Origin of the sequence: Legionella moravica DSM 19234 (assembly GCF_000423305.1) — a bacterium.
GTDB lineage: Bacteria > Pseudomonadota > Gammaproteobacteria > Legionellales > Legionellaceae > Legionella > Legionella moravica.
The window spans coordinates 22,078-43,919 of record NZ_AUHS01000027.1 but is presented as its reverse complement, the minus strand read 5'-3'; the positions used below and the strand labels follow the sequence as shown (position 1 = coordinate 43,919).

Below are 21,842 nucleotides of genomic sequence, written 5' to 3'. Positions count from 1 at the left end.
GGCTTTCTACAATGGATATTAAATTTAAGGAGAATACCGGTGAAAAAAATACAATACAACGCCTCAAACGAGTTAATAAAATCCAAATTTTTTGAAATGTTAGAAAATGCTAAAGGGCGTGATCCAAAAACAGTAGATAGCTATGTGAAAGCAATTCACGAGTTTGAAGTTTATACAAAGTTTATCGATTTCAAGAAATTTAACACCAAGCTTGCTGTGGGTTTTAAAGAGTATTTGTCCAATAAAAAGAATAAACGTACAGGCGAGGCTATTTCAATGTCTTATTTGCAACATTATACCTCGCAAGTGCGAGAATTTTTTGAGTGGTTAAGCCGCCAAAAGGGTTATGACAGGTATATCCAATATGATGATGCTCAATATTTTACTTTGACTCGCAATAATCGCAACAGAGCACGAGCAACCAATTTTCAAGAGAGTTATACCATTGAAGAAATCATTACTACCATCCGCATTATGCCAGCCAGCACCCCCATAGAAATGAGAAATAAGGCAATGATTAGCCTAATGCTGCTAACGGCACCAAGAATCAGCGCACTACAAACAGCGCGTCTTGGCTCTATCAAATATTTTAAAAGTTTTGATGCCTGGGCATTTGTGCAAAACCCCAATCTGGTCAATACAAAGTTTGCTAAAAACATCACGGCTTTCTTTATTGGCAATATACCCGATTTATACAATAATATTCTCCACTTTGTCTCTTTTCTAAAAGAACAAGGTTTTACCGATAAGTGCCCACTCTTCCCTAAGATGGTATCCAGCTTCACAACAGAGGGGTTGCCATGTTTGATTTTAGAAAAAGGATTTATTCGCTCGCAGCCAGTTATCAGATCAATATTTAGGCGAGCATTTAATGCAAATCAATTGCCTTATCATAAACCGCATACATTTCGCCATGCTATCACCAGAAAAATGATACACAGTGTAAAAGCTCCCTTGTTACTATCTAATTTGGCACAAAATCTAGGACAGGAAAAAGACCAGGGTGTTATTATTTCGACCTATGGAACAAGTCCCGAACATGAACGTGCGGGTATTCTAAAAGCGTTTGAGTTGGAATAATGATTTGGCTGACTATTGAAAAAGGTAATGAAGAATGAAAGCTGTAATATTTGCAAGAGTATCCTCTAAAGATCAAGAGGACGGACACTCATTAGATGCACAAATTCAAAGCTGCTTTAAGTATGCAATTGATAAAAATTTTACTGTCGTGGAGCAATTTCGAGTTGTAGAAAGTTCTACTGCAATAGGTAGGCCAGAATTCTCAAAGATGGTTAGTTACGTAAAGGCGCAGAAAGATAAAATTGTTGTGCTTTGTTATTGTGTTGATCGGCTACAGCGTGATTTTGATGAACAGTACATTGAATTGCAGCGTTTAATCAAACAAGATCGCATTGAAATTCATTACATTAAAAATGAATTTATTGAGCATCGAGACATGGATAGCTCTGAAAAATTTAGAAAAAACCTGGATGTGCTGCTTGCTAATGATTACCGCAATAAGATTTCAGATAACGTGAAGCGCAGTGCCCGCAAAAAATTAGATGAAGGAACTATTCTGGGTGATTCACCATTAGGCTACCTTAACAGCAAGCGTGTTGATAAGAAAAAGGAAAAGGTTGAGGTAACGATAGATCCCGTCCGAGGTGATTTTATTAAAAAGATGTTTGAAGAGTATGCCACAGGCTTATATTCCATGGATGAGATTCGTTTGCGGCTCACTGAGGAAGGTTTGAGAAGCAAAAAAGGCTGTAAGGTATCAAAAAGCCAAGTCGAAAAAATTCTTCAAAATCCATTTTACTACGGCTATATGCAATACAATGGTCTACTATACAAGCATATTCATCCAACGCTTATTTCTAAAGAGTTATTTGATGAATGCCAGCGAGTACGATCAGGTAAAAGGAAAGTGAAGTCTAAGCGAACTGAAAAACCGTTTATACTGAAAGGACTCATAAAATGTCAGTATTGCGCCTGCAGCTATAGCCCTTATCTTAAAAAAGAAAAATACGTTTATATGAGCCCTACCAAGAGCAAAGGTGATTGCTCTCATTGTTACCATTTAAGTGAGAAAGCCATCCTATCTCAGATTGAAAGTGTCTTAGAAGGAATGAAAATCCCAGAGTCAGTTTTAATTGAATTACATAAAGAACTTAAAAAGAGCTCTACCGAAGAACATGAGCATCAAATCCAAGAGCGTACCAAGCTGCTAAAACAAGCCGAAGCAATTCAAAACCGTATTAAACGAGCAAGAGAGCTCTTTTTAGACACAGCCATCTCCAGAGAAGACTATGACGAGATGATTATTGATCTACAAGCAGAAAGGCACAATCTTGATATGAGAGTACAGCGATTATCCGAGGCTGATGATAGTTTTAATAAAACGCTTGCAACAATATTTACATTCGCATCTAAAGCACATGATTTATTCAAAAGTTCGAAACTAGAGGAAAAACGTCGAATTATTACAATTTTATTCTCGAACTTGGAAATGAACGCAGGAAAGTTAATGTTTACAACGAGGAAACCGTTTGATGTCTTCTTGAATATGCCACATCGACCTAAGTGGCTCCCCGGGACGGGCTCGAACCGCCGACCTAATGATTAACAGTCATCCGCTCTACCGACTGAGCTACCGGGGAATTGAGGCGAAATCTTAAAACGATTCCGCTTAATGGTCAAGTATATTTTTAATTTATTTTTTATTATTCGCTGCAAAAACGCTGTAAACGGTTTAATGCGTCTTTCAATGTATCTATTCCAGTGGCGAATGAGATGCGGATGCAGCCTTCGGTTCCGAATGCGGATCCGGGTACCAGAGCGACTCCAACTTCATTTAATAATTTTTCGGAAAATTCGATGTCGTTGGCGTAGCCGCGTTTCTCGATGATGGCCTGAACACTTGGGAAGATGTAAAAGGTGCCGTCAGCCGGGATGACATTAATGCCTTCGATGCTGTGTAATCGATCTGCTACATAGTCATGTCGTTGATGAAATGCATTCACCATTTCGTTGACACTGTCGTTACTGCCATTTAAAGCCGCTACTGCTGCTCTTTGAGCTATGGAGCAGGGGTTGGATGTGGATTGGGATTGCACGGTTTTCATGGCATTGATTAAAGGCGCTGGACCTGCTGCATACCCAATGCGCCATCCGGTCATGGCATACGCTTTGGAAACACCGTTCAGTACTATGGTTCTGTCGTATAACTCGGGACAGGCATTCAGTATGTTGGCGAAGGGTTGGCTCCAGATGATGTGTTCGTACATGTCGTCGGTAGCAATAAGAATATTGGGGTGTTTTTTCAATACAGCGCCCAAAGCTTTTAACTCATCCAATGTATAGGCTACTCCTGAGGGATTGGAGGGGCTGTTCAGGAATATCATTTTGGTTTTAGGTGTAATGGCTTGTTCTAACTGCTGTGCATTGATTTTATACCGTTGTTCCGGAGTGGTTGAAATAATGACCGGCACTGCTTCAGCCAATAGAACCATATCCGGATATGAAACCCAATAAGGTGCGGGAATAATGACTTCGTCACCTGCGTTGAGGAATGCCTGGCATAAATTATAGCAACTTTGCTTTCCGCCAACGGAAACTAAAATTTGATTCATCTGATAATTCAGACCATTGTCGCGCTGGAATTTATTCTGAATTGCTTCTTTTAATTCAGGAATCCCGTCTACCGCAGTATATTTGGTGTACCCCGCTTCAATGGCTGCAATGGCGGCAAGTTTAATGTGTTGTGGCGTGTCAAAGTCTGGCTCCCCTGTTCCAAGACCGATGATATCAAGGCCTTGTGCCTTCATCTGAGCTGCTTTTGCAGCTACCGCCAGAGTAGGTGAGGGTTTTACTTTTTGTACACGCTTCGCCAATGCGATATCCATCTGTTACTCCTGTGAATTATCAGTGTCCTAGCATATAATATAGAATATGAAAGACTTATTTAAAATTTATTCAAATTACCAACCAGCCGGTGATCAACCTACTGCAATTGCCTCGTTAATTGATGGCCTGGAATCAGGTTTGGCCAAACAAACACTTTTAGGCGTAACCGGCTCGGGTAAAACCTTTACTATAGCCCATGTCATTCAGGCCATGAGAAGACCCGCGTTAATTATGGCGCCGAATAAAACGCTGGCGGCTCAACTCTATGGCGAGTTTAAAGCTTTTTTCCCTGATAATGCAGTGGAATACTTTGTATCCTACTACGATTATTATCAGCCAGAAGCTTATGTCCCTGCTTCCGATACTTTTATAGAAAAAGACTCATCCATCAATGAACACATCGAGCAGATGCGATTGTCAGCAACCAAAGCCTTAATCGAGCGTAAGGATGCCATAATCGTAGCTACAGTTTCTGCAATCTATGGTTTGGGTGATCCCGATTCCTATTTACGTATGGTATTACATCTTTCCCGTGGAGAACAATGCGGGCAGCGTAAAATTTTAAAACGCCTTGCTGAAATGCAATACACTCGAAATACCTTAACTCTGGAGAGAGGTCAGTTCCGGGTGCATGGGGATGTTGTTGATATTTTTCCAGCTGATTCAGAAAAAGACGCGATCAGAGTCGAATTATTTGATGACGAGATAGAAAATATTGCCAGTTTTGATCCGTTAACCGGTGAAATCCTGCAACGTTTGCCGCGCGTCACCATTTTCCCTAAAACCCACTACGTCACTCCACGTGAACGCATATTGGAAACCGTTGAGTTAGTAAAAGATGAGTTGCAGCATCGTCTTGCTGAATTTAATTCACAAAACAAGCTGGTTGAAGCCCAGCGTCTGGAACAACGAACCTGTTTTGATATTGAAATGATGCTGGAGCTTGGGTATTGCTCGGGTATTGAAAATTACTCTCGTTATTTGTCTGGACGTCAACCCGGTGAAGCACCGCCAACCTTGTTTGATTATTTGCCGCCTGAGGCCTTATTGATCATTGATGAGTCACATGTGACTGTCCCTCAAGTTGGCGGGATGTATAAAGGAGACAGGTCTCGTAAGGAAACCTTGGTCAATTATGGATTTCGCTTGCCCTCAGCCTTGGACAATCGTCCTTTACGCTTTGAAGAATTTGAAGATCGTTCACCGCAAACCATTTATATTTCTGCAACACCAGGGCCTTATGAGCAGGAACATTCGTCCAATATTGCCGAGCAGGTAGTTCGTCCCACCGGATTGATTGATCCGGAAGTGGAAATCAGACCAGTACGAACTCAGGTCGACGATTTAATGTCTGAAACGCGTCAGGTCATCAGGGAGGGGGGGCGTGTCCTGGTGACTACTTTAACTAAAAGAATGGCAGAAGATTTAACGGATTATTTAACGGAACATGGAATTAAAGTGCGCTATTTGCACTCCGATGTAGATACAGTAGAGCGGGTTGAAATCATCCGTGATTTACGTTTGGGCGAATTTGATGTCCTTGTAGGGATTAATTTACTGCGTGAAGGTCTTGATATGCCGGAGGTTGCATTAGTGGCCATCCTTGATGCCGATAAGGAAGGATTTTTGCGTTCGGATCGTTCTTTAATTCAAACCATAGGTCGTGCTGCACGAAATGTAAAAGGAAGGGCGATTCTTTATGCAGATAAAATCACTGGTTCCATGCAAAGAGCCCTGGATGAAACAGACAGACGACGGGAAAAACAAAAAGCCTTTAACCTGAAACATGGCATAACTCCCATGGGGATTAATAAGTCTGTGGAAGATATTATGGAAGGCGCTTATATCGGTAAGCGAAAAACGGCTGTGGCAGAAAAAGTACCTGAATACATGCATTGGTCAGAGCAGGAGCTGGTCAAGCAAATTAATCTCCTGGAAAAGAAAATGTACTTGCACGCCAAGAACATGGAGTTTGAACAGGCCGCCAAGGTTAGGGATGAGTATCTGTTGTTGAAAGAGCAGTTAATGAAGGTATAACCCGACAGTCATCGATTTTGAACCCTGGGGTTCAAGTGGGGGGCGGATGAATCGGTTCAGGCTTCCCACTGCTGTGGTGGGCTTGCACAACGCCGATTACAGGATGCTCCCCTGGTTAATGAGCGTTGGTTCTAAAATCACTTGCCATCGGGTTAACTACATTATAGCAGCGCTTTTTTATTAAAACATAGAAAAAAATATTAATGTGATAAAAATAGTTCTAGAGTGGATATTAAATGAATGCCTTGTTGGGGGCATTCATGTTAACGTGGAAATGTTTTATTCAATAGTGATTTAAATTCACTGGCTTTAACGGGATGAGAAAAATACACCCCCTGGCCGGATTGACAGCCCAGCTCTTTTAATTGTTCTAAAGTATCGTGATCAGCAATTCCATCCGCCATCGTTTTTAGTCCTAATGTATTGGCAATTTTTATAATTGCCTCAACAATCTTAATTTTCTTGGGATCATGCGTCATTTTAAATACATAGGATTTTTCAATTTTGACCTCGTTTATTGGGTAGTTGGTTAAATAAATAAACGAGGTATCGCCACTGCAAAAATCTGCAATGGATAACTGTATTCCGATTGCAGAGAGCTTGCCAAGCACTTCTTTGGTTGTAGTTTGTTCTGTTAAACAGGCTCTTTCAGTAAATTCGAGTATAAAACGGGAAGGGGGTACTTTATATCGATCAAGTAATTCTTCGATGAGACCGGGTAGCTCTTTATTTGAAGCATCTTTTACTGACAGATTGACTGATGCTGATAATGCGTAGCCTTCACTTTGCCAACTGGCAATTTGTTGAATCACTCCTTTCAGCATAAATTCGGTTAATTGTTGAATTAAACTCGTACCCTCAACCAAGGGGATAAATTTTTCAGGGCTTAATATGCCGTATTCAGGGTGTTCAAATCGTATATGAGATTCCGCCCCTATGATTTGGCCGGAAGCCAGATTGATGATGGGTAAATAATAAATTTCCAGTTCATTATGTTCAATAGAGCGTTTCAATTCATTGATCATGATTCGATTCTGAACTAAATCATCCTGCATTTCCGGGTTATAGATGGCATAAGGCCTGCCGTCTTTTCGAGCATGATATACGGCAATGCTGGCATGGTTTATCAAGGTTACGTCATCCTGACCGTGGAACGGGTAGACGGCAATACCGGCTGTGGTGTTGATGTTTATATTGATACCATCAATAGCATAATTCGACGGGATTAATTTCAGCATTTTTTCTAATAATTCATTCGTATTGAATTCTTTTTTTAGTCTGGGGAGTAAAAAAGCAAACTCATCGCTTTGCAAGCGCGAAACCATGTTCAACCCGATCGAGACCTCCAGCATATAAGGGTCGATTAACAGATTTTTTAATTGATCGGCAAATTGTTTCAAGAGCGTATTGGCGTTAAATGCACCGAAATTATAATTAATGGCTTGAAAATCATTAATTTTTATTATGATGAGAGCCAATTGCCCCTGGGTGCCTAATTGTTCTATCCCTTGTTTCATTTGCTCGCTTAGCATGCGGCTATTCGGTAAACTGGTTAAATTGTCATGATTACTCTCGTATCGGAGTTTTAACTCCAGATTTCCACTGATATTTAAAAATTCTCGGGTTTGATCAACCAATAGGGTTTGTGCTCTGTTTACCAGGCCTTCACAGAATGCTTGACCCCAATAGACGAACATAAAAGGGGTTAAATCTAATACCCAAATTGCCGGATTGGAACGTTGCGCTTTTATAAAGCCGGCTAAACTCACCGAGCCAGTCATTTGATAGGAAACGATCAGGCTGGCAATCAATATACTGCTTACAGCAATGGCTAACCCTAAAAAAGTATATCTGTTGACATGACTTTTTAGAATAATGGAGCGTGGTGTAAGGCTGTCTTTAATATTCATTTATTTTATAGGCTCTATGTCAGTAAATCGTATCGCAGGCGGATCTTCAAATGTCTGATTTTTAATATAAGCAGCTCGCAGATACAAATCACCTTGAGGCGGCGATGCGAATCCTCCCCACAGTGTGTGTGCTTTTGCTTCATGCAACCCCTTTGATTCGATTTTTACATTTAATGGACCGCCATGGGGAACGCCACAGGGTGCGAGTAAACACTCATGGGGGTACATTTCTATCCAGTGGTTATCCAGAAATCCTCGGGCTGAGCCAGCCCAAATGACAACACATTCATCAGAAACGGGGTGAGTATGAGCAGCGAATAAATCACCTGGAGAACAACGTGTTAAATGAAATCCACATTGACGTGCACCATGACCAGGCCATAAGACAAATCGCATCGGACTGCCATTGGCGGTGAACTCAGCTCCCATAAATACGTTGAACAGTGCTCCTTTTTGTCGTACTTCTCTGGCTTTCATAGTCCAGGCACGAAGCTGCGGGTGAGTGTCGTTAAAATGCATTTGATTTTCTGTGGACAAGTTACCTGGAATAATTCGGTCTTTTGCGGCTTCTGCTGCGTCAAAATCGATTGTTCCCAGGGCCTGAATATAAAAACCTGATTCTTCATAAAGACTAACTAAAGGCGGGGTAATCGAATTCACCAAAACAAAATCTTCTTTATTTCCGGCTGGATTTCGGACAGCATGCGGAATATTTTCAGGAAAATAAGCAATATCACCGGCTTCAATTTCAACCCATTGGTTATGAAGATAGACTTCGCCCTTTCCTTGCATACACAATAAAGCCTCTTCAGAAATCTGATAGCGATACATTGGGCTTTCTAAACCTGGAGCCAAGGTTAATACGTGAATGCTCTCAGTTTGAAAACCATTTCCAGGCCAGGCGATTAAACGAGTAGGTAGGTTATGCAGGATAATTTCAATTCCCTCATTGAGATTGCCAATAGCTCCACCTCGCCGTATCTCCTCATGAGTGCGATTTTTAACTAAATAGCGTTCTCTGATGTCCATATATCGATTCCTTCGATGATGACTATCCGCCAGGCGTTGGGAATACGGTGCACAGCATAAAATGAGTATAGCATAGTTGTCACTATGATGGTCATATTGAGCATATTTGATCGATCAGTTTGGGCCTTACCTATGTTTTACAACTAAAATTTTTCTGGATTCGCCCTGTCCCAAAACTCTCTAAAACTGCCGGGAATATTCTCACCTAGCAATTGACCAGGTGAGAGGTACTCGTACAGTTCATTGAAGGGTTTTACTTCATTAACGCTGATGCGTCTCATTATATGGCTTGGTCTTAAATCACTGGGATTATTTAAACCCAATGCACCAACCATTTCTAAAAAGCTCTTGATGGTATTGTTGTGAAAGTTGGCTACCTGATGTTTTTTTTCGTCGACAACCAAGCCAAATTGCAACCGTTTATTTTGAGTTGCTACTCCGGTTGGGCAGGTGTTGGCATTGCATTGTTTAGATTGCAGACAGCCTACGGCCATCATCATCGCTCTGGCTGAGTTGCACATATCCGCTCCCAGAGCAATATTGGTAACCAAATCAAAACCATTGGTTACTTTACCGCTGCAGATAATTCGAATTTTATCCCGAACATTGATGCCTACAAGGGCATTATGAACAAAAACCAATCCAGCTTCCAATGGCGTGCCTATAAAATTGGCATATTCTACCGGAGCAGCCCCTGTTCCTCCCTCTGCTCCGTCAACTGTAATGAAATCGGGCAATATTTGTGTTTTTAGCATGGCTTTGCATATGGCGAGAAATTCATCTTTGCGGCCAAGGCATAGTTTAAACCCAATAGGCTTTCCTCCAGAAAGATCGCGGAGTTTTTTTACAAAATGCAATAATCCAACCGGGGTATCAAACGTGGAATGAGCAATCGGTGATAGTACATCAGTTCCCATTTTAACTTTTCGCACTGTGGCTATTTCTTGTGTTAATTTGGCTGCTGGTAATATGCCGCCATGCGAGGGTTTGGCCCCCTGGGACAGTTTGATTTCTATCATTTTAACTTCATTGCGATTGGCTTCTTTAATAAATTCCTCATCGTTGAAATTGCCATGTTCATCTCGGCAACCAAAATAGGCAGTTCCTATCTGAAAAATGATGTCGCCACCTTGCAAATGATAAGGGCTTAGCCCTCCTTCACCTGTGTTATGAGCAAAACCACCAATCATTGCCCCTTTGTTTAATGCCATGATGGCATTTGCGGATAAGGAACCAAAACTCATTGCTGAAATATTCAATCGAGAGGCATTATAGGGTTTTTTGCAATCTGGTCCGCCTACCATAATTCGATCTTCAACTTCCGCGGCGTGCTTGGGTACCAGTGAGTGAAGGGCCCAGGTATACCCTATGCTGGTGATGTCGCGCTCTGTACCAAACGGAATCGTATCACGGGTGTTTTTTGCTCGTTGATATACAAGAGAACGCATTTCCCTGTTAAACGGAAGTTCGCTTTCATCAGTTGCTACGAAATATTGTTGAATCTCTGGCCTTATGAACTCAAGAAAAAATCGGACGTGGCCTAGTACGGGGAAATTTCGTAAAATACTGTGCTTTTTTTGACACAGATCATAAACCCAGAGGATGAGTATAGGAATCATGAAGCCGATAAACCATCTGATGTCATGAAACATTGCAAACAGGGCCATTAACGTTAATAACACTACCCCAAATCCAATATACCATTGACGTCGCATGATGAATTCCTTTCAACTAGACCAATACGTTTATTATAGAGTGTCTTAAAGTAAATTATTTGATTAATCTGTTTGTGGCATGTTATCGGCTTCTCCGCCAACGGTCTTATTAATTTTATTTTCCAAAGAAGTGATAAATTGGGTCACTTTAAGTCGTTGCTGTTCTTGTTCTGTTTTGCACAGAATTAACTCGTGACCAATATCCAGGGCCGCAAGTAATAAATTATGAAAATTATCAAGCATCTTAAATTTGCTTTTATTAATCTGCATTTGCTCATTAAGCTTCTCAGCCGCGAGCAGTAAATTGCCTTCTTCGCCTTCCGGGCATTTTATTTCATATGATTTATTTAATATTTTAACTTTACAGGATTTAATAGGAGTCATTATTATGCCTTTGAAGTAGCAATGTACTATTTAAATAGTAGCAATTTTGCTCGAATGCAGCAAATAGTGTGAATTCCTGATTAACGTGATTAATGCAGGTGAACACTCACTGTAAATCGGTTATCATTAATAATTTTTTTAAAACGAGTGAATTATGTCTGTAGAAAATACCCACTTGCATTTACCAGAGTACGCCGATTTTGCCGAATCCATTGCTGTATTGTCACTCAGTATATCTGGTAGTGAACTGCATGGGATGATGTGTGGTTATCTTTGTGCTGGAGCAGACAGTCAGGGCGAGGCTTATTTACGAGCCTTACTGAACAATAAAAAAGATGAAGAAAGCCGGAATGCTTTATTGGTTATGTTTTCTGTTTATGCGATAAGTCAGCAGCAAATCAACAACTTTGATTTTGAGTTTGAATTATTACTTCCCGATGAGAATGAATCTTTAGTAGAGCGAGCACAAGCATTTAGTGAGTGGTGTGAAGGATTTACGCAAGGTTTGACTATGGCTGGAGTGGATGCGGATCAATTTTATGAAGAAGAAGCCCAGGAAGCGCTTCAGCACATTATCGAATTTGCCGAGTTGGACTGTGAGACTCTGGATGTTGATGAAGAAGATGAAAAAGCATTGATGGAAGTAAGTGAATATGCGCGTTTGGCGGTAATCCGTCTCCATGGTGATTTAGTGATGAATGAACGAGAACGGGGCGGTTCGGAAACAACACATTAATTTAAAAGGAAGTGAAGATGGTGCATTTATTTAGCGAATACGAAACCAGAAGAAAAAATTTAGCGCAACAATTAGCTGACGACAGTATCGCGATAATTTCAGCGGCACATGAATCACTGCGTAATGGTGACGCGCATTATAGATTTCGTCAGGACAGTGACTTTTATTATTTAACGGGATTTAATGAACCGGATGCCTTGCTGGTAATCACTTCAGGTAAGTCAAGCCAAAGCATTTTGTTTAATCGTCCACGTAACCCAGCTCAGGAGCAATGGACCGGCAAACGTTTGGGGCAGGATGGTGCCATTAGCGAGCTGGGTATGGATCAGGCCTTTCCTGTCAGCAGTCTTGAGGACGAGTTACCCAAGCTCATGAGCGGGAAGACCGCGGTTTATTTTATCCTTGGCAGGGATTTGTCCTTAGAAAAACGATTAATGACGACTTTGAATACGATTAAATCTCAAGTCAGAAAAGGAATAAAAGCGCCTGAGACTTTTTGTGATCTGGAGCCTTTAATCAGTGAGATGCGGCTGTTTAAGAGCGAAGCAGAACTTGATTTAATGCGACGTGCCGCCAGTATTTCAGTAAGCGCGCATAAACGTGCGATGCAAGTATGTAAACATATGGAGCATGAGTATCAATTGGAAGCGGAACTTATTCATGAATTCAGCCGCCATGGATGCCGAAGTGTCGCATATGATCCTATAGTAGGAAGTGGTGAAAATGCCTGTATTCTTCATTACACTGATAACAATAAGCCATTGAGACGAGGTGATTTGGTGCTTATTGATGCAGGCGGTGAATACGGTAATTATGCAGCAGACATTACTCGGACTTTTCCTGTTAGCGGCACATTTAGCCCAGAGCAAAAAAGCATTTATGAACTGGTACTTAAAGCCCAAAAAGCGGGTATTGCGGTCATTAAACCCGGGATTCCATGGAATACTGTTCAACAAATAATGGTCAGAATATTAACTTCTGGTCTGGTTGAATTGGGACTTTTACACGGGGACGTGGATGAACTTATTGAAAAAGAAGCATACAAACCTTTTTATATGCACAACTCAGGCCATTGGTTGGGTCTTGATGTTCATGATTCGGGACGTTATAAAATAAATAATGAATGGCGGCCTCTTGAGCCGGGCATGGTGTTGACTGTAGAACCAGGAATTTACATTAGCACCGGGATGAGTGGCGTAGACAAACGTTGGTGGGATATTGGGGTTCGAATAGAGGACGATGTAGTGGTTACTCCTACAGGTCATGAAGTATTAACTGCAGCGTTACCTGTTGATGTAGAAGAAATTGAGGCGTTGATGCGTGACTGACATACAGACTGATATTCTCATAGTGGGTGGTGGTTTGACCGGTGCCACCTTAATGCTGGCTTTGAATGGTTTAGGGCATCGTACTTTATTGGTCGAATCGAAGCCATTTAGTGATAAAGTCAATCCTGATTTTGATGCCAGGTCTATTGCTTTATCGCCGGCCAGCAAGCGCATATTAAGCATGCTCGGTGTGTGGGATATTCTTAAAGACTATGTGACGCCGATTACTATGATTCATGTTTCAGACCAGCATCGCTTTGGTGTGTCCCGATTGCAGGGGGATGAAAAAAATCCTCTGGGTTATGTTGTTGAAATACAATATATTAATCAGGCATTACATCAATTATTAGACAAAAATCAATTATTGGCCCCAGCGACTGTCACGGCATTGGATCGTGAGAATAAAACAGTAACCGTTGCAACGCAATCTGGCGACATGCGTATCGAAGCACAATTAATTGTTGCCGCCGATGGCGCTGATTCTGAAATCCGTAAATTATGCGCTTTAACGGCACAATCCAAAAGTTATGGGCAAAATGCACTTGTTGCCAATATAGGTTTGCTAAAGCCTCATAATTTCAAGGCTTATGAACGATTTACCGTTCATGGTCCTCTTGCCCTTCTACCCATGCAGGATAAGAAAATGTCCTTGGTTTGGGCTATGCCTCCAGAAAAAGCAAAAAAATTAATGGCGTTAAGTGATGGCCTTTTTCTTAAAGAACTGCAGCAAGAGTTTGGGTATCGTTTAGGACGATTTGTCCAGGTTGGAAAACGATTTACCTATCCACTAAAACAGGTTTTGATGCCTCAACAAGCCCAATGGCCTGTTGTTTTTGTGGGTAATGCGGCACACACACTGCATCCGGTTGCAGGTCAGGGCTTTAATCTTGGAATACGGGACGTAGCGACTCTCGCGCAATGTATCGCCCAAAAAGGGCTTAACTCGGACATGCTGGATGAGTACCTGCAGTTAAGGCTGCATGATCAGCGGGTGATAACCCGCTCTACGGATGGTTTGATTCAACTCTTTACCAGTCGTTTTCCCGGGGTTGGTCTGGCACGAAATATTGGTCTCATTGCCCTGGATAATATTCCGGCTCTAAAAAACATTCTTGCACGTTATGCACGTGGGTTTGGCGGGTTTATACCTGATTTGGTTTGTGACATTGCCTTAAGCAAACGGGAGTTAGAATGAGCCAGAGATTTGATGTACTTGTAATCGGCGGAGGAATCGTTGGATTATCCGCGGCCATTGCTATGGCTCAACGAAATTACTCTGTTGCCTTGATTGATGCGGGGCCATTAGAAGCCGATGTTTCTGATACGGATAAACGTGTTTATGCGATTAACAGGGCATCACAGTGTTTATTGCAGAAATTGGATGTATGGGACTGTCTGGATGCAACACGGATATCTCCATACAACCACATGCACGTCTGGGACGCTTCGAGTGGTGCGTACATTGATTTTGATTCACGTCTTATTGCGGAACAGAATTTAGGCTCCATTATCGAAGAGTCCATTTTAAAACAAGGATTATTGCAACGGGCTTCGATTGAATCCAATCTCTGTTTGTTTTCTGATTGTGCTGTTGAAGACGTTACCCATATTGAGAATGGGATTAGGATTTCCAGTTCTAATGGTGTCTGGGAAGGGCAATTACTGATGATTGCTGATGGTGCGAATTCGCCAACCCGTAATAAATTAAAGATTGATGTAAGCAGTTGGTCTTATAATCAAAATGCATTAGTTGCAACGGTACAAACGGAGCAACCTCATTTAAAAACCGCGTACCAGGTATTTAATTCAGATGGAACCTTGGCATTTTTGCCCTTAGTCAATGCACATCAATGCTCTATTGTTTGGTCAACTAATCCTGTTCGAGCACAAAAATTGATGGCCCTCGAACCGAGTGAATTTAATACAGAAATTACCCGATCATTTGCTCAACATTTAGGCCTGGTCACCTTAACAAGCGAACGGCACCAATTTCCATTAAGAATGAGGCATGTGAAGCAATACACTGGAAAACGGTGGTTGCTTCTTGGTGATGCAGCCCATACCATCCATCCTTTGGCAGGATTGGGGTTAAATCTGGGATTGGCAGATGTGACTTCCTGGCTAAAACTCCTGGATCAAGGGAATGATACCTTAATATCCAGCAAGAGAATGGGGGCCTATCAACGAGAGCGCAAACATGCTGTATGGCAAACCATTATGCTAATGGAGGGCTTTAAACAAGTCTTTACTCATACGTTTACCCCGTTAACTGCGTTGCGTGGTTTGGGTTTGCGAGTGTGCAATGAATTTAATCCGATTAAGAGATTATTTATTGAGCATGCTGCCGGCTGATTTAAAAATCATACCGGTCTTAGATATCAGGGTGGGTTAAGTATTAATCAATTTATTCCCAACGCCTCTCTTGGCATCGATCGCGAAATGGTCAATCGATTCTAGGGTCTGTTGACAATTCAAGTTTCGACGTCCCGCGACTTGTTCGCGGGATCCAATTCACTCTTTATAGGCGCAATATATTCTTGTTTTGCGCACGATCTATCGATTCCGCGAACAAGTCGCGGAAAGTTGGCTTGAACATAATGAAATGTCAACAGCACCTAAACTCTATAAATCTTTTAATAAATAAGGGCGGTGCTTAATTTTTAGTTAATATTTGCCAGATATAATCGCTTTGATCATGAGAAGCAAAGAGCTTCAGCGTTACAAATCATCGTTATTATAAAGAGGCAAGCTATGTATTCCGCAAAATGGTTTTTGCATTTAAAACACAAAGTGAAGGATAAAGCTCATGAGATAGGGAATACTCTTAATAATTTGGGAAATCCTCGAATAGGGCGTCCATTAGTCAAATTGCAACAGCCAAAATTATTGTTTCGTGTAGACGGTCGAAGTCATGCCATGTTGCATAAGCAGGGGGGATTAATGGCTCGAGCTACAAAAGATGAATTAATGGCGTTACGGTTTTCTGATGTAGAACAGTATCAAAAATTTAATGAGAATCCTTTTGGCTGGGGTGCTTGTTCATCTCTCAAGCATTTAGAACAATTCATAAAAGATAATAGAACGCATACAATTCAATCTTGGATTCATATCTTTTACGGTTCAGCAACGTGTTTAGGAATGCTAAAAATCGATACAGGAATAGAAGCCGATAGCCTGGATAAAGAACATGAACAATTGGTTCTGGAACATCAGCCTTTGGATCAATGGCTCGCATCGACCTGTCCTACATATCAGAGTAAATTTTTAGACGGTCGAATGGTTCCTAATTTAATGGTTGAGTTTAATGAGGATCTTCCAAAGACTATGCGGAAAACGGATTTTATTTCAGAGCGAAATATCCTTAACTGGCTGTTGGTTAACGGCAGTGAAGAGACGTTTGCGGCCTTTTGCCAACATCTTTATACCGATATGTCTCCGGAACGATTGGCAAGTCGCGTTGAAGGAGATGAAAGGATAATTGGTGCCGTTGAATATTCCCTAAAAATGAATAAGACAGATTATTCGATTTAGTCTCCGCTGTACCGAGGGGGAGTAGTGCTGAACATTTATTCCAGCACTACTCCCCCTTTTTTTCGTTCTGAGCAAAAATTCAAATTTTAGAGACGCAGTTGATGTGACCGAGGATCGGCGTCTGCTTCAGGGATGTTTGTTTCTATTTTGAGGTTCTGGCTTCGTAGTTTAGCGATGCTGGTTGCTTCGATTTTCGCTTGGTAATCCTCCATTATTCTGACAGGAATATGATGCTTCATGTCTAACAGTAAAGGATTTGCATGAATCACTTGATCAAAACGTAGGGAACTGTTGTTACCTATCATTGATTCAACGCTGCCAAATCCCCATTCATTGCCTGTATATGCAAAGGCATCGGATGGATTCACCGCGCAGGGAAAATAGATGTCGGTTTCTTTTTCTGTGAACTGTAATACATCTCGGCCTGTTCGGATGACCTCGATGGAGCTTTTATAATCTTCAAAAACTGATTCAAATTGCATGTGTTGTCTTTCGCTAAACAAGGGAAATTCTACTTTAGCAATCCAGGGATAGCTTTGTTCATTGAGTAGTTTTCTGAAGGCTCTTAGAAAATAAGGGTACAGCATATGCTGAATATCATAATGCCCATCAATTTTGGCAAAAAAACCCATTCCTACTGCGGTTGCTTTTAAAAATGCTGGTCTGCCCGTACTCTTTGCCGCATCATTTACAGAGGCCAACAGTAACGAAGTATCTTCTAACAGGTGTCGAAAATATGCTTCTGATTGAAAGATTACCGCATTGGATTGATTAAAGGATGGATAGTAAGTTCCTGAGTACGTTCGGGCAAGGTAGGGTAATCCAGTTCTGATGCGTATTAATGAATGATTTAAATCATAAGTACCTAATTCCATTTTTGCCACTGCAAATTCAGTGGGCAGATTTTTATAAATTGATTCAAATTTAGCGGTATCAATTTTAAAGTTCTTGGGATCAAGCATAAACAATCGATAATGCAGATAACTATTTTCGAAGGTAGCGCCAGGTAAAGAAAAAAGTCCAACATTGATGGGCTTGGGATATACCCTTACTGGATTCGCATTGGGATAACCACCTGAGGCAAAAACATGACTTTCTGAAAAAATCAGCTTTTTTGCCGATATGAGCCGCTCAACAGGAGATAATAATTCAGGATGGCCTTCAGGGATGTTAGCAAAAAAATCAAGATCAGGCGGAAAACTGAGTCCATTTTGGAAATATCCCGATCGGTCTCCTGCGACGTTAACCGCGGGTATCTTCGTTAATGAATTTTGAACAGCAAGTCCGTCGGACAGATAATTGGTGTTGTAATAAACTTTAACTGTAGCCTGAGATTTTTTTAAGTGTTCTCTGGAAATTTTAGCATTTAATCCACTTTCCATCAGTTGCTTTTCAAACCATTTCTGTGGTTGAACGGGGGCGGGTGTGGTCCGGGGGCGGAATAAAAAAGAAGAGATGCCTTTTCCAAACATATCAATCTCTGTAAACAATAGATGGATGATTATATTACAACTCAGTTCAATTTAAAATCAATTTGAGTTTATTTTTTAACCGATTTGTGCTTGGTTTACAAAAAAATTGATATTTGTGATAATATGAGACTAAAAAAAACGGGTTGTAATTGATGTTCGCACGAAATTTCTATCATATGCTTCGTCGCAGTATGCCTCACACTAAGGAGCTGTCGAACGTTCATATAGGCCGTATGGCGGCTGAAACTACTGAAGACATTATCAGAAAAGAATTGGAAGATGAGATTAAAAAGGCAGGCTGGCAAAGTATACGAGACAGGATTCAGGCCGAAGAATTAGTTCTTGTAGATTTATCTTATGAAAAGCACCAGCTGCAACTGGCGATGGAAACGAGCTGTCTTAATCCTTCTATAGAGAGAGCAAGGCAGGGATTTGCTGTTAGAGGATTATTCTGGGAAGAGATGCAAAAGAACTTGAATCACATTGCCCCTTTAGAAAATATACAAGTTCTGGAAGAACAAATAGACTGGCTCAATACACGGCAAAAGATATTTGAAGAGATACAAGCGCGTCCTTCCATTGGTGCCCCTTCTTCCCGATTTTAATTTTGGCTTGTTACCGGGCAAAAAGTTCGCGGCTGAAGGTCACTTTATCCGATACAGATTCCTGCCCATGCTCCATAAACCGGTTTTCAATAGCTCTGTACCGATTTAATCCGCCCTCACGATTGGCAATCTGAATATTTAACCCTGGCCTTGCGTTAAGCTCCAGCATTAAAGGCCCTTGATCTTTATCCAATACTATATCAACGCCCAGGTAGCCTAATCCGGTTAAATCGTAGCAACTCGATGCAATTTCAAGGATTTGGTTCCAGTAAGGTACTTCAATATCCACAATAGGATTCAAAGTATCGGGATGGTAGTCAATGGTATCGTTTTGAAATACACCGCCAAGAGTTTTTCCGGTTGCAAGATCAACCCCCACACCAATTGCTCCCTGATGCAAATTTGCTTTGCCGCCAGAAAGACGCGTGGGCAAACGCACCATGGCCATTGCCGGATAACCCAATAAGGTAATGATCCGAATATCTGGAATGCCCTCATAACTGACTTCGGCAAAAACGGGATCGACAACGACTCGTTTTTCGATGATGGCATAATCAGAGGATCCCCCGAGACTATAGGCACCTGATAAGAGGCATGACAGATGGTAACTTAATTCCTGATGGGTAGTCAGTTTTCCGTTAATTTGTCGATAGCGGCCGTATACTTTATCTTTGAACACTAAAATACCATCACCACCAGACCCACGTGCGGGTTTAACAACGAAATCATTATAGGGAGAAAATCGTTCCTCTATGTTTCGGATTTGTTGTTCTGTTTCTATGATGTCGTATAAGGGGGGAACAGCAATTCCGGCTTTTAGCGCAAGTTTTTTTGTTTTAAGTTTATCGTCAACCAAGGGAAATAACTTTCTTGGATTGTAACGCAAGACAAAATCAGTATTTCGCTGATTAATACTTAAAACGCCGTGTTTTTTTAAGCGACGATAGAGACGGATCATTCTATAGCGCTCGCAAGTGCTTTAAACCGTTTTAGTTCGGAAAGTCGGTAACCGCGGTATTGGCCAAACCACAAAATAAATCCCAGGAGAACAAGAAGCAGTTCTGGGAACGCGAATACCAAGTATTGCACGGGTTCGTAACTCATTGCCCAATAGGATAAAACAGCGGCTACCAGGCTGCCGACACCCGATTTGATTGCCTCGGATGCTCCACGTTCATCCCATGTAATGCACATCCGTTCGATGGTCATGGTTAAAATAACCATAGGGAATAAAGCAACAGATAACCCGGAATCCAGTCCCAGATTTTGACTAACCACACTAATGAATATCATTAATAAAATGACTACCGTGAGAATGGCAGCCAGCCTCGGCACCAAAAGCAATCGTAATTGATCCAGATAAAAACGGGCGAGCAGGCCAAAAGAAACAATGATAACAAAGAGACTTATCCCCCAGACAACGTGCGTTTCTCTAAATGCCAAAGCAATTAATACCGGCATAAAGGTGCCAAAGGTTTTTATGCCTACGAAATTGCGCAGCAACAGGATAATAAAGGCCCCAATAGGTACTGTTAACAGGATTTTATAAGTGGCCTGAACGTTCACCGGGAGCTGAAGAAGTGAAAATCGCAAGAGTTGTGAATCGGATTGCAAGCCTCTGGATTTGGCAACACTGAGTGCGTTAATCGGCGTTGGAGAAACGGTAAGTGAAAATTGGGCTTTATTACCACCAGTTACGTTAAATAAAGGATCATTACCGTATTGCCAGATGAGAAACTCTTTAGGTAATCCTGCTCCGCCAGTACGTGGATTAATGTAGATCCAGCGCTTGCCATTAAATACTGCCAGCAAGGATTTTAAATCCGCTTTGCTCTGCTGGTTCAGATAAATGCCTTTCACCGGCATAGCAAAAATCTTCGATTGATTGAGTAATAAAATGGTTGCATTGATGATGGTTTCATCGTTGAACTCATTCCCAACTAATAATTTGGCATTTCCATCTTTCTTATTTAACTCTTTAATAGTGCTTTGAGCGAAAGTCTGGATGTCTGCAGATGATTGTCTGACCTGGTTGGTAATAGTTTCAACTGCCGATCTTTGGCTGTCATCCAGGGGCTGTGACTTGATGACAGAGGGTTTGGGTAAAGACGATTCATCACTGTCTGTCTGGCGAAAAATGGCTCGGTAATAGAGTGATTGAGCACCATGGCTACGTCTGATAGACCAGACAGTTTCTCTGTTATAACCGTTTAAATTGGTTGTAACCCCATAGCTTCTGGAAACAAAATATTCATCAAGAATCGCGAAATGAGGGGGTAAATAAGGAATGGTAAAACTGGCTTTAATCGGAGTATTGTTGTCTGCAGTAAAGCGTAAATTCGATTCAACCATCCAGCTGTTTATTGTTTCAGTGTCTGTTAGAGGAACGTCCAAAATAATATGCCGATATAAAAATATTCCAGAACCGAGGAGAAACAGGGTAAGGATGAGGCCGTAGACATGTCGCGTGTTCTTTTTCATTATTTAGTAAAGCTCTTGGATTTCAAGGTAAAGGTAAGGGCGGGATCAACTGCGCCATCAAAATCAATAATTGCATCTCGCCCCAGAAGCAGCGGGTAGAGAAAGCGTTTTCTGTTGGTTAAATTAACCTGTATGGCTCTGACTTTATCTCCCAGTTTTACATTTAAAAGGACTACCGGGCGTTTAATTGGAGCGGATTTTTGTAACCCGGGATTTGACTCGTTAGCTCTGACTTTAATTTTTACTTTGCCTATGTATTCGCATTCAAAAATATGATCGCCATTTTTGGTAGGAACAGTAAAACGTAAATAAGGTACACCTTTTACATCGATTTCAGTGATATTTATTGCGTTTAATGATGCGGACTTTGCACCGGTGTCCAATTTTGCCGAGAGAGTAAGATTTTTATCCACCAATGTGGCTTTTTCAACATAACCATAAATTTGTACTTCACTTTTTGCCATAGCAGATCCAGTCAATAGTGACATAAATAAAAAGAGAGCAAGTATTGATCTCATCTAATCCTCAATTAGGGTTATATATATTAATTGGTGCAATATCGTATCAGGTTTGAGTCTTAAGTCACAGTACGTGAAAGAGATTAGTTAAAGAAATTTCAAATTTATTCATATTTTTTCTCTTTGAGTGTGATAAAATCTTAAATCGCCCTTGATTTTTGTATTTTTTTAATTCAGGATGAAAATTTTA

The 21,842-nt window shown here is 41.2% G+C and carries 18 protein-coding genes, 1 tRNA gene and 1 other RNA gene; 9 read left to right on the top strand and 11 right to left on the bottom strand.

The window, feature by feature from the left end; genetic code table 11:
* Nucleotides 1-39 precede the first annotated feature (39 nt).
* Together G543_RS0107775 and G543_RS19550 are read left to right on the top strand one after the other, a co-directional pair.
* Nucleotides 40-1,080, top strand: coding sequence for a phage integrase SAM-like domain-containing protein (locus G543_RS0107775; protein WP_028384024.1), 1,041 nt, complete (start codon nucleotides 40-42; stop codon nucleotides 1,078-1,080).
* 34 nt (nucleotides 1,081-1,114) lie between these two features.
* A complete protein-coding gene (locus G543_RS19550; RefSeq protein ID WP_420795227.1) occupies nucleotides 1,115-2,626 on the top strand; it encodes a recombinase family protein in 1,512 nt (503 codons plus the stop codon).
* Here G543_RS19550 and G543_RS0107770 read toward each other — a convergent pair.
* Together G543_RS0107770 and G543_RS0107765 are read right to left on the bottom strand one after the other, a co-directional pair.
* Nucleotides 2,585-2,660 (bottom strand) — tRNA-Asn (locus G543_RS0107770). The two genes, G543_RS19550 and G543_RS0107770, sit on opposite strands and share 42 nt — an antisense overlap.
* Nucleotides 2,661-2,723: 63 nt before the next feature.
* Nucleotides 2,724-3,905 (bottom strand): pyridoxal phosphate-dependent aminotransferase, encoded by a 1,182-nt coding sequence (locus G543_RS0107765; RefSeq protein WP_028384023.1) that lies wholly within the window; start codon nucleotides 3,903-3,905, stop codon nucleotides 2,724-2,726.
* Between the two features lie 46 nt (nucleotides 3,906-3,951).
* On the opposite strand from G543_RS0107765, the gene uvrB reads away from it, so the two are divergent.
* Complete coding sequence (gene uvrB / locus G543_RS0107760; RefSeq protein WP_028384022.1) at nucleotides 3,952-5,943, top strand: excinuclease ABC subunit UvrB; 1,992 nt, start codon at nucleotides 3,952-3,954, stop codon at nucleotides 5,941-5,943.
* On the opposite strand, the gene ssrS is transcribed toward uvrB, so the two are convergent.
* The 5 genes from ssrS to G543_RS0107740 all read right to left on the bottom strand — a co-directional run bounded on the left by ssrS (nucleotide 5,938) and on the right by G543_RS0107740 (nucleotide 10,981).
* A non-coding RNA gene (gene ssrS / locus G543_RS18690) (6S RNA) lies at nucleotides 5,938-6,100 on the bottom strand. The genes uvrB and ssrS overlap by 6 nt on opposite strands.
* 106 nt (nucleotides 6,101-6,206) lie before the next feature.
* Complete coding sequence (locus G543_RS0107755) at nucleotides 6,207-7,853, bottom strand: putative bifunctional diguanylate cyclase/phosphodiesterase (RefSeq protein ID WP_028384021.1); 1,647 nt, start codon at nucleotides 7,851-7,853, stop codon at nucleotides 6,207-6,209.
* On the bottom strand, nucleotides 7,854-8,882 hold the full coding sequence (locus tag G543_RS0107750) for a cupin domain-containing protein (RefSeq protein ID WP_028384020.1): 1,029 nt from the start codon (nucleotides 8,880-8,882) through the stop codon (nucleotides 7,854-7,856). It abuts the gene before it with no gap.
* A gap of 143 nt (nucleotides 8,883-9,025) precedes the next feature.
* Nucleotides 9,026-10,597, bottom strand: a complete 1,572-nt coding sequence (locus G543_RS0107745; RefSeq protein WP_028384019.1) for an FMN-binding glutamate synthase family protein — start codon at nucleotides 10,595-10,597, stop codon at nucleotides 9,026-9,028.
* A 63-nt stretch (nucleotides 10,598-10,660) separates the two neighbouring features.
* Nucleotides 10,661-10,981, bottom strand: a complete 321-nt coding sequence (locus G543_RS0107740; protein WP_028384018.1) for a cell division protein ZapA — start codon at nucleotides 10,979-10,981, stop codon at nucleotides 10,661-10,663.
* 154 nt (nucleotides 10,982-11,135) lie between these two features.
* On the opposite strand from G543_RS0107740, the gene G543_RS0107735 reads away from it, so the two are divergent.
* The 5 genes from G543_RS0107735 to G543_RS0107715 all read left to right on the top strand — a co-directional run bounded on the left by G543_RS0107735 (nucleotide 11,136) and on the right by G543_RS0107715 (nucleotide 16,576).
* Complete coding sequence (locus tag G543_RS0107735; RefSeq protein ID WP_028384017.1) at nucleotides 11,136-11,717, top strand: UPF0149 family protein; 582 nt, start codon at nucleotides 11,136-11,138, stop codon at nucleotides 11,715-11,717.
* A 17-nt stretch (nucleotides 11,718-11,734) separates the two neighbouring features.
* On the top strand, nucleotides 11,735-13,045 hold the full coding sequence (pepP, locus tag G543_RS0107730; protein ID WP_028384016.1) for a Xaa-Pro aminopeptidase: 1,311 nt from the start codon (nucleotides 11,735-11,737) through the stop codon (nucleotides 13,043-13,045).
* Nucleotides 13,038-14,240 (top strand): 2-octaprenyl-6-methoxyphenyl hydroxylase, encoded by a 1,203-nt coding sequence (gene ubiH / locus G543_RS0107725; protein WP_028384015.1) that lies wholly within the window; start codon nucleotides 13,038-13,040, stop codon nucleotides 14,238-14,240. Before pepP ends, ubiH begins: the two co-directional genes overlap by 8 nt.
* Nucleotides 14,237-15,397, top strand: coding sequence for an FAD-dependent oxidoreductase (locus tag G543_RS0107720; RefSeq protein WP_028384014.1), 1,161 nt, complete (start codon nucleotides 14,237-14,239; stop codon nucleotides 15,395-15,397). Before ubiH ends, G543_RS0107720 begins: the two co-directional genes overlap by 4 nt.
* Nucleotides 15,398-15,796: 399 nt before the next feature.
* The gene (locus tag G543_RS0107715; RefSeq protein ID WP_051190640.1) at nucleotides 15,797-16,576 is read left to right on the top strand and encodes a hypothetical protein; all 780 of its coding nucleotides are present in this window, start codon (nucleotides 15,797-15,799) and stop codon (nucleotides 16,574-16,576) included.
* Between the two features lie 86 nt (nucleotides 16,577-16,662).
* Here G543_RS0107715 and G543_RS17415 read toward each other — a convergent pair whose 3' ends face one another.
* The gene (locus G543_RS17415) at nucleotides 16,663-18,048 is read right to left on the bottom strand and encodes a type IV secretion protein Dot (RefSeq protein WP_081675647.1); all 1,386 of its coding nucleotides are present in this window, start codon (nucleotides 18,046-18,048) and stop codon (nucleotides 16,663-16,665) included.
* 152 nt (nucleotides 18,049-18,200) lie between these two features.
* Between G543_RS17415 and G543_RS0107705 the strand changes: the two genes are divergently transcribed.
* Nucleotides 18,201-18,653 (top strand): hypothetical protein, encoded by a 453-nt coding sequence (locus G543_RS0107705; RefSeq protein WP_133141367.1) that lies wholly within the window; start codon nucleotides 18,201-18,203, stop codon nucleotides 18,651-18,653.
* 10 nt (nucleotides 18,654-18,663) lie between these two features.
* Here the strand turns inward: G543_RS0107705 and G543_RS0107700 are convergent, their stop codons facing one another.
* Genes G543_RS0107700 through G543_RS0107690 form a run of 3 tightly spaced genes read right to left on the bottom strand, consistent with a single transcriptional unit; the run spans nucleotide 18,664 to nucleotide 21,652 of the window.
* On the bottom strand, nucleotides 18,664-19,611 hold the full coding sequence (locus tag G543_RS0107700; RefSeq protein WP_028384011.1) for an alpha-L-glutamate ligase-like protein: 948 nt from the start codon (nucleotides 19,609-19,611) through the stop codon (nucleotides 18,664-18,666).
* Nucleotides 19,608-21,134 carry an inactive transglutaminase family protein gene (locus tag G543_RS0107695; protein ID WP_028384010.1) on the bottom strand — a complete coding sequence of 509 codons (1,527 nt, stop codon included), beginning with the start codon at nucleotides 21,132-21,134 and terminating at the stop codon, nucleotides 19,608-19,610. The genes G543_RS0107700 and G543_RS0107695 overlap by 4 nt, the downstream gene beginning before the upstream one ends.
* Nucleotides 21,134-21,652: an ATP-dependent zinc protease family protein gene (locus tag G543_RS0107690; RefSeq protein WP_028384009.1), complete on the bottom strand. Its 519-nt coding sequence runs from the start codon at nucleotides 21,650-21,652 to the stop codon at nucleotides 21,134-21,136. The genes G543_RS0107695 and G543_RS0107690 overlap by 1 nt, the downstream gene beginning before the upstream one ends.
* Nucleotides 21,653-21,842 lie beyond the last annotated feature (190 nt).

Coding starts and splice junctions, on each gene's coding strand:
- G543_RS17415 (WP_081675647.1), bottom strand. CDS start 18,048: ATGTTTGGAAAAGGCATCTCTTCTTTTTTATTCCGCCCCCGGACCACA.
- pepP (WP_028384016.1), top strand. CDS start 11,735: ATGGTGCATTTATTTAGCGAATACGAAACCAGAAGAAAAAATTTAGCG.
- G543_RS0107740 (WP_028384018.1), bottom strand. CDS start 10,981: ATGACTCCTATTAAATCCTGTAAAGTTAAAATATTAAATAAATCATAT.
- G543_RS0107695 (WP_028384010.1), bottom strand. CDS start 21,134: ATGAAAAAGAACACGCGACATGTCTACGGCCTCATCCTTACCCTGTTT.
- G543_RS0107745 (WP_028384019.1), bottom strand. CDS start 10,597: ATGCGACGTCAATGGTATATTGGATTTGGGGTAGTGTTATTAACGTTA.
- G543_RS0107705 (WP_133141367.1), top strand. CDS start 18,201: ATGTTCGCACGAAATTTCTATCATATGCTTCGTCGCAGTATGCCTCAC.
- G543_RS0107700 (WP_028384011.1), bottom strand. CDS start 19,611: ATGATCCGTCTCTATCGTCGCTTAAAAAAACACGGCGTTTTAAGTATT.
- G543_RS0107690 (WP_028384009.1), bottom strand. CDS start 21,652: ATGAGATCAATACTTGCTCTCTTTTTATTTATGTCACTATTGACTGGA.
- G543_RS0107720 (WP_028384014.1), top strand. CDS start 14,237: ATGAGCCAGAGATTTGATGTACTTGTAATCGGCGGAGGAATCGTTGGA.
- G543_RS0107735 (WP_028384017.1), top strand. CDS start 11,136: ATGTCTGTAGAAAATACCCACTTGCATTTACCAGAGTACGCCGATTTT.
- G543_RS0107755 (WP_028384021.1), bottom strand. CDS start 7,853: ATGAATATTAAAGACAGCCTTACACCACGCTCCATTATTCTAAAAAGT.
- G543_RS19550 (WP_420795227.1), top strand. CDS start 1,115: ATGAAAGCTGTAATATTTGCAAGAGTATCCTCTAAAGATCAAGAGGAC.
- G543_RS0107765 (WP_028384023.1), bottom strand. CDS start 3,905: ATGGATATCGCATTGGCGAAGCGTGTACAAAAAGTAAAACCCTCACCT.
- uvrB (WP_028384022.1), top strand. CDS start 3,952: ATGAAAGACTTATTTAAAATTTATTCAAATTACCAACCAGCCGGTGAT.
- G543_RS0107715 (WP_051190640.1), top strand. CDS start 15,797: ATGTATTCCGCAAAATGGTTTTTGCATTTAAAACACAAAGTGAAGGAT.
- G543_RS0107750 (WP_028384020.1), bottom strand. CDS start 8,882: ATGGACATCAGAGAACGCTATTTAGTTAAAAATCGCACTCATGAGGAG.